The organism is Halomonas sp., assembly GCF_052095765.1.
GTDB lineage: Bacteria > Pseudomonadota > Gammaproteobacteria > Pseudomonadales > Halomonadaceae > Halomonas.
Map to the genome: position 1 here is coordinate 1 of NZ_JBQDJZ010000102.1, position 8,856 is coordinate 8,856.

The window sequence follows — 8,856 nt, forward strand, 5'->3', positions numbered from 1 at the left end:
TAATTCTACGGCTTCTTACCTTTCGCGACATCCTCAATAGGGCGGGGAGCAGTCACCGGAGTTTTCAATTGAAAAGGAATTGCGTTAAAGCACTGGTGAGCGGCAAGGTACAGGGCGTCTGGTATCGCCGCTCTACCCAGCAACAGGCCATCAAGCATGGAGTCACGGGGCATGCCATCAACCTACTGGATGGGCGGGTTGAGGTGGTAATGTACGGCGCGCCGGAGCAAGTGAAAACGTTAAGTGCATGGCTCTGGCAGGGGCCTGAGCAGGCCCGCGTCACCGCTGTTGAGCTGGAAACGCTTGAGCTCGACTGCGACACAGAAACTCCGCCAGACAGCTTTACGACGGGCTGAGAAAAGCGCGCAGGTTGTCGGCAGTAAGATCGACAATGCGCTGCCGTGCTTCAGGGGAAATCCAGGCGTTATGTGGTGTCACAATCAGGTTGAGCGGCTCGCACAGTGCTTCAAGCAGGGGGTGGCCGTCTCGCGGTGGCTCTACTGGCAGAACATCGACACCCAGTCCACCCAGGTGCCCTTCACGTAGAGCGCTCAGCGCCGCCACCTCATCAATGATACCGCCGCGCGCGCAGTTGACCAGTAAAGCACCAGGCTTCAAGCGTTCCAGCAGGGCGGCATCCACCAAGTGCTCAGTGGCTTCGGTCAATGGGCAGTGTAGGGTGATCGCGTCGGCTTCAGGGGCAAGGCTGTACAGGTCTGGTCGTGAATCATTTGATGTCCCGGGGCGCGCAGTAAAGCTGACCCGCATACCGAAAGCCTCAGCCAATGTTGCAACCCGTGAGCCCAGCTCTCCCTGGCCGACAATCACCAGATGTTTGCCCGAAAGCTGCATGGTGGGGTGTTCGAACAGGCAAAAGAAAGGGCTTTTCTGCCACTTACCAGCGGCAACATCGCGCTGATACAGCGGAGTGCGGGCAGCTAGTGACAACAGCATGAAAAGCGTATGCTGAGCGACACTTTCGGTGCCATACGCGTTGACATTGCGTACCTCGATGCCCAGCCGCTCAGCGGCCTGCATATCGACATTATTGGTGCCGGTTGCCATTACGCACACTAGGCGAAGAGCCGGTAGTGAGGCAAGCGCATCCGCGCTCAATAACACCTTGTTGACCAGCACAATATCGGCATCTTTCAGTCGCTCGACGACCTGCTCAGGCTGGCTCATACCATGTATCGTTAGCTCGTTTGTGAGTTGTCTGATCGCTGAAAGGTCAATGCCCTGACCGAGACTCTCGGCATCAAGAACGACTGCGTGCATGGTATCTGACTCCTGTGGGCCCGTATTTAAACGGGGTTACGGGTTTGGACATGGACTCGGAAAACTTCCTGACCTGACTGACGGCGATAAATCCGCATGATCGCCCAGAATTGTGCCTTGATCGACGCAGCAGGGTATAATAGTGCGCCTTGATTTCAGATATCCGTTGAATCATGTGAACAAACAGCGATGCGTTGTCGCATTGCCCTTAGAAACATCGTCGTCTTTGGAGCTTCGAACATGCCCATCTACGAATACGAGTGCAAGGCCTGTGGCCATCGTCTGGAAAAATTGCAGCGGCTTTCTGCTGAGCCATTGCGTGATTGTCCGGCCTGTGAACAGGCTGAGCTAGTACGCCTGGTTTCCGCTGCGGGCTTTCGCTTGGCCGGCAGCGGCTGGTATGAAACCGACTTCAAAACCGGCAGCAACAAGCGGAACCTGGCCGGTGACAACGCTCCGGGCAACACTTCAACGCAGAGCAGCAAGGACGGAGCACCAGCGTAAAACGCTTTGCGGTTCTCTCTTAAACGCCAACGCAAAAAACAGGAAATGACATGCGCAGCCATTATTGCGGCCAGCTCAATGAGACCATGGTGGATCAGACGGTCACTCTGTGCGGCTGGGTTCATCGCCGCCGCGACCATGGTGGGGTGATCTTCCTCGACATGCGCGACCGGGAAGGTGTTGCCCAGGTCGTGGTTGATCCCGATACCGCCGAGGCCTTCGCCACCGCAGACCGTGCGCGCAGTGAATACGTACTGCGCATTCAGGGCCGTGTACGGCTGCGCCCCGAAGGTACCCAAAACCCAGGTATGCCTACCGGCCTAATTGAAGTGCTGGCCAAGGAAGTTGAGGTGCTCAACAGCGCTGCAACCCCGCCTTTTCAGCTTGATGAGCACGGCAAGGTCGGCGAAGAAGTGCGTCTGAAGCATCGCTATATCGACCTACGTCGCCCTGAGATGATCGATAAGCTACGGCTGCGCTCGCGTATCTCGCACAGTGTACGCAGCTACCTGGAAGCTGAGGGTTTTCTGGACATCGAAACCCCGATCCTGACCCGCGCCACTCCGGAAGGTGCACGCGACTACCTGGTGCCCAGCCGTACCCATGCCGGCAGCTTTTTTGCGCTGCCGCAGTCGCCACAGCTGTTCAAGCAGATACTGATGGTGTCCGGCTTCGATCGTTACTACCAGATCGCCAAGTGTTTCCGCGATGAAGACCTACGCGCTGATCGCCAGCCGGAATTCACCCAGATCGATATCGAGGCCTCCTTTGTTGAAGAGCAGGACATCATGTCGATCACTGAAGGCATGATCCGTCAGCTGTTCAGCGAAGTGCTCGACGTGGATCTGCCGGAATTCAGCCGTATGTCTTACAGCGAGGCCATGAACCGTTTTGGTTCTGACAAGCCGGATATGCGCATTCCCCTGGAGCTCACCGACGTCGACGACCTGATGAAGAGCGTCGACTTTAAAGTGTTCTCCGGTCCGGCCAACGCCGAAGACGGACGTGTAGCAGCGCTGAAAGTGAAGGGTGGTGCGTCACTGTCGCGCAAGGAAATCGACGAATACACCAAATTTGTCGGGATTTATGGCGCCCGTGGCCTGGCCTGGATCAAGGTCAATGACCGTTCCGCGGGTCTTGATGGACTGCAATCGCCGATTGTGAAGTTTATGGAAGGCGTGATTGAAGAGCTGCTCGATCGTGTGGGTGCCGAAGATGGCGACATTATCTTTTTCGGCGCAGACAAAGCCAGCACCGTCAACGAAGCGATTGGTGCACTGCGCGTCAAGCTGGGTGAAGATTTAAATCTCTACACCACCGAGTGGGCACCGTTGTGGGTCGTCGACTTCCCGATGTTCGAGAACGACGGTACCCGCCTGCAAGCGCTCCATCACCCGTTCACCGCGCCGTCCTGCGACCTTGAAACGCTGAAGGCGAATCCTGAAGCCGCGCTTTCCCGTGCCTATGACATGGTACTTAACGGCACCGAGCTGGGTGGCGGCTCAATCCGTATCCACGACCAGGCCATGCAGCAAAGCGTGCTTGAGCTGCTAGGCATCGGTAAGCAAGAGGCCGACGAGAAATTCGGCTTCCTGCTCGACGCTCTGCGGTACGGCGCGCCACCCCATGGCGGCCTGGCCTTCGGTCTCGACCGGCTGGTGATGCTGATGAGTGGTGCACGCACCATTCGTGAAGTGATTGCCTTCCCCAAGACCCAGAGTGCCGCTTGCCTGATGACCGATGCTCCTGGCGACGTGCGTCCGGAACAGCTCAAGGAGCTGAATATCCGGCTGCGCCAGAAGGTCAAAGCCGAGGGCGACAAAGAGGAAGCAGCCGGTCACTAAGTCCAGCCGGCTGTCAGTGCTATACCACCGGCGCCCATGTGGCGCCGGTGTCATGTCTGTCGTCTGACGATTGCACGTCTGACGTTTCGAGTTGATTGTGAGGAGATGCGACATGGCAGGCCACAGTAAATGGGCCAATATCAAGCACCGCAAGGCGGCCCAAGATGCTAAGCGAGGCAAGATTTTTACTAAGCTGATCCGCGAACTTACCGTGGCTGCCCGCCACGGTGGTGGAGAGCCGGCGGATAATCCGCGCTTGCGGGCAGCCATCGACAAAGCGCTGGCCAGCAACATGACCAAGGACACCATTCAGCGGGCAGTTGACCGCGGCGCCGGTACCGGCGATGAGGTAGACATGGATGAAGTGGTCTACGAAGGCTACGGGCCTGAAGGCGTAGCCATCCTTGTAGAGACCATGACCGATAACCGCAACCGTACCGTGTCTGAAGTGCGTCATGCCTTTAACAAGCATGCCGGTAACCTGGGCACGTCCGGGTCAGTAGCCTTCATGTTTCATCGCCAGGGTCGTTTGACCCTGCCACCGGAGATCAGCGAAGAGACCGCCATGGAAGCCACCCTGGAGGCCGGCCCCGAGGACATTGAAACCCTGGAGGACGGCCGTCTAGAGGTGGTGACAACACCGGAAGGCTTCGGCGCAGTCAAGGATGCTCTGGAGACTGCTGGTATCATTCCTGACGAGTCGGAAGTAGGCCTATTTCCTGAAACCTACACGGTCATCGATGATCTTGAACTGGGCCAACGCCTTGTAGCACTAGTGGATCACCTTGAAGACCTAGATGATGTCCAGAGTGTGGTCACCAACGCTGACTTCAGCGATGCGGTAGTCGAAGAAATGAATAGTGGAGCAGGCGACTGATGTCACTGGTTGGGCAAATAGCGTGTTAATTCTGGGCATCGACCCTGGGTCGCGGATCACAGGTTATGGCATAGTCGATGTGACAGCCGCCAAGCCGTACTATGTGGCCAGCGGCTGTATCCGCACCTCAGGTGACGAGCTGGCCCAGCGCCTGGCACAGATCTATGCTGGCATCAGCGAGGTAGTTACTCGTCATGCGCCGGGTGAATTTGCCATCGAGCAGGTGTTCATGTCCAAAAACGCCGACTCCGCACTAAAACTCGGGCAGGCCAGAGGCTGTGCCATTGTATGCGCTGCTAATCATGGCCTGCCGGTCAGCGAATACGGCCCGCGTCAGATCAAACAGGCGGTCACCGGCACCGGCGCTGCCGACAAAGCCCAGGTGCAGCACATGGTGACTGCTATTCTGGCGCTATCTGCGACACCTCAGGCTGACGCGGCAGATGCACTGGCTATCGCGCTGACCCACGCATATTCCCGGGCGGGACTGGTACCACGCAGCGGTTATGGCCGTGGCGCCAGGCGCAGCTCCAGCTGGCGGGACTACCGACCAGACTGAGCGTACTTTCAGCATGGCTTTGTACACGGACATTTGTGAACAAAATTTTCTTTATCGAACGCTGTTTGTTCAAGCTGGCATGGTCGCTGGCTGGGCAGTATAGTGGGCTGTCGCCTGGGCCTGACTTGAACGGCGCCGCCAGGCTGTTCGGTATGGACTACCGGACATGCCTGCCCCCGTAAGGATCAAAATGACATGATCGGACGCCTCAGAGGCACTGTGTTAGAAAAACGTCCGCCTTGGTTACTGGTTGATGTAGCCGGGGTCGGATATGAGCTGGAAATCTCTATGACAACGCTATCAGCACTGCCTGCTACCGGCGATGAGGTTGTGGTATTCACGCACCTGACGGTGAGGGATGACGCCCACCTGCTGTATGGTTTTGCCGGTGAGCGCGAACGCACGCTGTTCCGGGCGCTGGTCAAGGTCAACGGCGTGGGGCCGCGCCTGGCTCTGTCAATTCTGTCCGGCATGGATGAAGATGCTTTCGTGCGGAGTATTCGTGAAGACGACATCAAGTCACTAACGCGTCTGCCCGGCATCGGCAAGAAAACGGCGGAACGCCTGATCATCGAGATGCGGGATCGGCTACCTGACTGGGAGCCAACCGGACAGATGACTACCGACAGCGGGGCAGCCGCTTCCAGTCGCGAACCTTCACTGCTGGCTGATGCCGAAGCGGCACTAGTCAGCCTGGGCTACAAGCCTGCAGAGGCAATGCGCATGCTGTCCGGGTTTGAAAGCGAAAGCAGCGTAGAGGCCATGATCAAGGCTGCGTTGGCACGTCGCATGGCGGGTAGCTGATGAAACTGAGGCACCGGACTTACCATAGATTCAGGAGCGCGCCGCATGTTGGAATCTGATCGGCTGATTGCTGGAGATACCCATGATGGCGAAAACCGACTAGATCATGCCATTCGCCCCAAGCGTCTGGATGACTATATCGGCCAGCCCCGGGTGCGCGAACAGATGGAAATCTTTATCGGTGCGGCGCGGCGACGTCAGGAAAGTCTCGATCATACCCTGGTGTTTGGCCCGCCCGGCCTGGGCAAGACAACACTGGCCAATATCATTGCCGCCGAGATGGGAGTGGGCCTGAAATCGACCTCTGGGCCGGTGCTTGAGCGTGCCGGAGACTTGGCCGCCATGCTCACCAACCTGCAGCCTGGCGACGTGCTGTTCATCGATGAAATCCACCGTCTGGCACCCGCCATCGAGGAAGTGCTGTATCCGGCCATGGAAGACTTCCAGCTGGATATCGTGATCGGTGAAGGACCAGCGGCACGCTCCATCAAGCTTGATTTGCCCCCATTCACTTTGGTGGGCGCTACCACCCGGGCAGGCCTGCTGACGTCACCGCTGCGTGACCGCTTCGGCATTGTTCAGCGACTAGAATTCTACAGCACCCAAGACCTGGCCGTCATTGTTGAGCGTTCTGCGCGCCTGCTAAGCGTGGAGAGCGATACAGACGGGGCTTATGAGATTGCCCGCCGCGCTAGGGGAACTCCGCGGATAGCCAACCGTCTGTTAAGGCGGGTGCGCGACTTTACCGAGATTCGTGGGGATGGTGTCATTGGCGCTGACATTGCTGATCGTGCCCTGAACATGTTGCACGTCGATCACCATGGGCTGGATCATATGGACCGTCGGTTGCTGTTGGCCATGATTGAAAAATTCGACGGCGGCCCGGTGGGGGTTGACTCATTGGCGGCGGCCATCGGAGAAGAGCGAGACACCATTGAAGATATGATTGAACCGTATCTGATCCAGCAAGGTCTGATGATGCGAACTGCCCGGGGTCGGGTGGTGACACGTCAAGCCTGGCTGCATTTTGGCCTGGTGCCTGATGAACAGACGACAGACAGTAACTGAACATTTTCGACAACCCCTGACGACAGCTACACACGAGGTACTCCGTGAACGAACCGATGTCTATCCCTCACCTTGTATTGAATGCCAGTGGCGTCGTGCAGGCCGTCATGCTGCTGTTGCTGGTGGGGTCGGTGCTGTCCTGGGTGATCATTTTTCAGCGCACTATCGTGATGCGCCACGCCGCCAGGGCCCACCGGCAGTTTGAGGAACGCTTCTGGTCAGGCGTTGACCTCAACGAGCTGTACCGTGAGGAAGCGGAGGACGGTGAGCCACAGGGCACAGAGCACCTGTTTCGCTCCGGGTTTCGCGAGTTCAATCGGCTGCTATCACGGACACGCAGCCCCGCGGCCATTCTGGACGGCGTTCAGCGCAGCATGCGAGTGGCTTGGTCACGTGAAGAAGAGCGGCTCAACCATCACCTGGTTTTCCTGGCTACCGTTGCTTCAGCCAGCCCGTATATCGGACTCTTCGGTACGGTGTGGGGAATCATGGGCTCATTTCAGTCGCTGTCCATGTCGCAACAAGCCACGCTCTCCACAGTGGCGCCATGGATTGCCGAGGCGCTGATTGCTACCGCCATGGGCCTGTTTGCCGCCATTCCTGCGGTGATTTTCTACAACCGGCTGTCGTCTGAGTCATCACGGCTGCTGGGCAAGTACGAAGATTTTGCCGAAGAGTTCCATTCCATCCTGCACCGCAACCTGCAAGGACGCGGCGAGTCTGACGACAGCTGAGGACGACACGCCATGCTAGGACCATTCAACCGGATGGGTCGGCGTCAGCCGATGAACGAGATCAACGTGGTGCCCTTCATCGACGTAATGTTGGTGCTGCTGGTCATTTTCATGATCACTGCACCGATGTTGACCCAGGGTGTTGATGTCGAACTGCCCCAGGTGACGTCTGAGCCTATCGACTCCAACGAAAACCAGGATCCGATTATTGTCTCGGTGGATGCTAGCGGCCAGTACTTCGTCAGCCTGGGAGGAGATGAAACCCAGGTTGATCTGGATGCGCTGAGCCAGCGGGTCATCATCCTGATGGAGCGCAATCCCGGCACTCAGGTTCTGGTGCGCGGCGATCGCAGGGTTCCCTATGGTGATATCGTCACTCTGATGGGCACTCTACAGGTGGCCGGTGTCGCCAATGTGGGGTTGATCTCTGAACCACCACCTGCCGAAGGCTGATGAAGATGGCCAGACATCGTCGCGGCGAAGGCTATGGATTACCCTTGGTACTGGCTATTGGTCTGCACTTAGGTGTGGTCGCAATCAGTCTGCTCCGCTTTTCTGCGACTGAGACTCAGGCGCCCCAGGAACCGATTGTTCACGCCACCCTGGTCAGTACGGAGAGCGTGACAGACCGTGCCCAGCGCGCTGAACAGGCCAAGGCCGCAGCCCAGCAAGCTCTTGAGAAAGAACGGGCCGAGCAGGAGGCCCAGCAGGCCCAGGAAGCAGAACAAGCCGAAGCGCAGGCCCAGCAGCAGCTGGAAGAGGAACAGGCAAGGCAGCAACAGGCCGAGCAGGAGCGACAAGCTGAAGTCGACCGGCAGCGTGAGCAGGCTGAAGCCGCTGAGCAGCAAGCTCAGCGCCGAGCGGATGAAGCTGAACAGGCTCGCCAGCAAGCCTCTGAAGCAGAAGCTCAACGTAAAGCCGCTGCCGAAGCAGAAGCCAAACGCAAAGCTGATGCCGAAGCAGAAGCTCAACGTAAAGCCGCTGCCGAAGCAGAAGCCAAACGCAAAGCTGATGCCGAAGCAGAAGCTCAACGTAAAGCCGCTGCCGAAGCAGAAGCCAAACGCAAAGCCGACGCAGAAGCAGAAGCTCAACGCAAAGCCGAAGCAGAAGCAGAAGCTCAACGCAAAGCCGAAGCAGAAGCAGAAGCTCAACGCAAAGCCGAAGCAGAAGCAGAAGCTCAACGCAAAG

Annotated in this window: 11 protein-coding genes; 10 read left to right on the forward strand and 1 reads right to left on the reverse strand. The window is 57.8% G+C overall.

Annotation, left to right across the window (positions count from 1 at the left end; genetic code table 11):
- On the forward strand, nucleotides 1-356 hold a 356-nt coding region (locus ACTH3D_RS11495), incomplete at its 5' end, for an acylphosphatase (RefSeq protein ID WP_441667253.1).
- Here ACTH3D_RS11495 and ACTH3D_RS11500 read toward each other — a convergent pair.
- Nucleotides 343-1,278, reverse strand: a complete 936-nt coding sequence (locus ACTH3D_RS11500) for a D-2-hydroxyacid dehydrogenase (protein WP_441667254.1) — start codon at nucleotides 1,276-1,278, stop codon at nucleotides 343-345. The two genes, ACTH3D_RS11495 and ACTH3D_RS11500, sit on opposite strands and share 14 nt — an antisense overlap.
- Before the next feature lie 240 nt (nucleotides 1,279-1,518).
- On the opposite strand from ACTH3D_RS11500, the gene ACTH3D_RS11505 reads away from it, so the two are divergent.
- From ACTH3D_RS11505 to tolA, 9 genes are all read left to right on the forward strand, one after another.
- Complete coding sequence (locus ACTH3D_RS11505) at nucleotides 1,519-1,782, forward strand: FmdB family zinc ribbon protein (RefSeq protein WP_441667255.1); 264 nt, start codon at nucleotides 1,519-1,521, stop codon at nucleotides 1,780-1,782.
- 50 nt (nucleotides 1,783-1,832) lie between these two features.
- On the forward strand, nucleotides 1,833-3,626 hold the full coding sequence (aspS, locus tag ACTH3D_RS11510; protein ID WP_441667256.1) for an aspartate--tRNA ligase: 1,794 nt from the start codon (nucleotides 1,833-1,835) through the stop codon (nucleotides 3,624-3,626).
- Between the two features lie 112 nt (nucleotides 3,627-3,738).
- A complete protein-coding gene (locus ACTH3D_RS11515) occupies nucleotides 3,739-4,503 on the forward strand; it encodes a YebC/PmpR family DNA-binding transcriptional regulator (protein ID WP_441667257.1) in 765 nt (254 codons plus the stop codon).
- Nucleotides 4,504-4,525: 22 nt separating this feature from the next.
- Nucleotides 4,526-5,062, forward strand: a complete 537-nt coding sequence (ruvC, locus tag ACTH3D_RS11520) for a crossover junction endodeoxyribonuclease RuvC (RefSeq protein WP_441667265.1) — start codon at nucleotides 4,526-4,528, stop codon at nucleotides 5,060-5,062.
- A gap of 195 nt (nucleotides 5,063-5,257) precedes the next feature.
- Nucleotides 5,258-5,866, forward strand: coding sequence for a Holliday junction branch migration protein RuvA (gene ruvA / locus ACTH3D_RS11525; RefSeq protein ID WP_441667258.1), 609 nt, complete (start codon nucleotides 5,258-5,260; stop codon nucleotides 5,864-5,866).
- Between the two features lie 45 nt (nucleotides 5,867-5,911).
- The gene (gene ruvB, locus ACTH3D_RS11530; RefSeq protein ID WP_441667259.1) at nucleotides 5,912-6,934 is read left to right on the forward strand and encodes a Holliday junction branch migration DNA helicase RuvB; all 1,023 of its coding nucleotides are present in this window, start codon (nucleotides 5,912-5,914) and stop codon (nucleotides 6,932-6,934) included.
- A gap of 56 nt (nucleotides 6,935-6,990) precedes the next feature.
- Nucleotides 6,991-7,668 carry a protein TolQ gene (gene tolQ / locus ACTH3D_RS11535; protein WP_441667267.1) on the forward strand — a complete coding sequence of 226 codons (678 nt, stop codon included), beginning with the start codon at nucleotides 6,991-6,993 and terminating at the stop codon, nucleotides 7,666-7,668.
- A gap of 12 nt (nucleotides 7,669-7,680) precedes the next feature.
- Nucleotides 7,681-8,121 (forward strand): protein TolR, encoded by a 441-nt coding sequence (gene tolR / locus ACTH3D_RS11540; protein WP_441667261.1) that lies wholly within the window; start codon nucleotides 7,681-7,683, stop codon nucleotides 8,119-8,121.
- 5 nt (nucleotides 8,122-8,126) lie between these two features.
- On the forward strand, nucleotides 8,127-8,856 hold a 730-nt coding region (gene tolA, locus ACTH3D_RS11545), incomplete at its 3' end, for a cell envelope integrity protein TolA (RefSeq protein WP_441667263.1).